Below are 1,535 nucleotides of genomic sequence, written 5' to 3' on the forward strand. Positions count from 1 at the left end.
CAAGACGGACACATCCTCTCAAAAATCATTGTAAGGACTTAACTAAAATGTGTCCATGAAACTATACTAACTCCAATAACTCGGATAGAGAGAACTTTAAAGTTTAACTCTGTTTAACTTTATTCTTGATTTTCTTCAACTTAAAAAGCGTATTCGATATTTTTCGAATACGCTTTTTTTCGGAAAACGCATAGCCCCTTAGCACAAAAAGGGTGACGCATAGAGTTTACGTTTCATAAAAAAACTTGATTTCTCATTTTTTTAACTTGTGGGTCTTTCAAAGATTAATTCATAGTATGTTCCTACTGCAACTACTGAAGTTTTATCTAATTGTGTTTTTGTTATACGACCACGACCAAACAACCCAACGAAAATATTTTTCGTTCAGTCACGTTCGACTAATACACATACTTGTTCATGACTGAAAAACAGAGCGAGTGCGTGAAGGGGAATTAATAAATATTTAAATTGTGATAACATACGTTCTTTATCTACGGAAGATAATTTATTAATTTAAGTAATAATCTCAACTAATTTCATACCAATCTCCTCCAAACAATACATTCTATACACCCCGCTAGAACAAAAGTTCGTAACCATCAAATATCAACAGTGTAATTAAACAGAGCCACCGTTTAAAAAATATTTATTAAAAATAATACCTCTACTTTATTCTTGAAGTAGAAGGTATATAGGTAAATAAATATTAATCTGCAATTATGAATAATCCCTATATGATTTGAATCAACTTAAAAATGCACAGTATCTAACATTGTTTTATCTCCATTTTATATGGAGATTAAGATTTTAGACTTATAAAGTTTTTTACATTAGATATATTTAGGTGTTATAAATCCCTCGACAGCGCCTGCTAACATAAGTAGTAATATGATAATTCCTATAGTAACTATGCTTCTTTTCCAATTCTTCTTGTGGAAATAAAATTTAATCCCAATAAATCCTATGTAGCCTGATAATAATAAGGCAGGAATTTCAAAGATTCCATGAGGCAATATACTTAAACATAAATCTACTATACTAGTCCCGCTTAAATATTGACTTGCTATAACACCACCAAGCCAAAAGCCATTGATAACCAATACTAAAAAGGTTGAAAGACCAAAACAAAAAATCCCTGAAATTAGCATAAGTGCAACTTTGAAATTTTGAATAAAAAAGAACACTGATCCGGAAATGCCTTCCCTTTTGCTATAATAATTACTGCTATTATCGATTGCTGTATTTACATCTGCGGTTAATACTAAACCTAAACCTAATACTAAACTTAAGAAAAAACATGAAACTGATAATAGTAATAGATATCTATCTTTTAATAATTTTTCCATATTATCACCTTAATATTTTTTTTTGGGGAGAATTTTGCTATAATAAATTAAGGGAAACGACGCACATCGTTTCCCTCGCATAATTAATTTGTAAAAGCAATTGTATTAGTAGGCAACTGCAGTTTTCTTAGCGCCTTTTTTCAATAATGACTTAGCTGTAAGGATAAGTGCAGATGTTAATCCAAAGCT

The 1,535-nt window shown here is 30.4% G+C and carries 1 protein-coding gene; it reads right to left on the reverse strand.

Annotated elements, in window-relative coordinates:
* Window positions 1-830: 830 nt before the first annotated feature.
* Entirely contained in the window at window positions 831-1,346 is a 516-nt protein-coding gene (locus tag ACFX4X_RS25405; RefSeq protein WP_377387639.1) for a stage II sporulation protein M, read from the reverse strand.
* Between the last annotated feature and the right edge of the window lie 189 nt (window positions 1,347-1,535).

The organism is Peribacillus sp. YIM B13481, from assembly GCF_042787985.1.
GTDB classification, from domain to species: Bacteria; Bacillota; Bacilli; order Bacillales; family DSM-1321; genus Peribacillus; species Peribacillus simplex_A.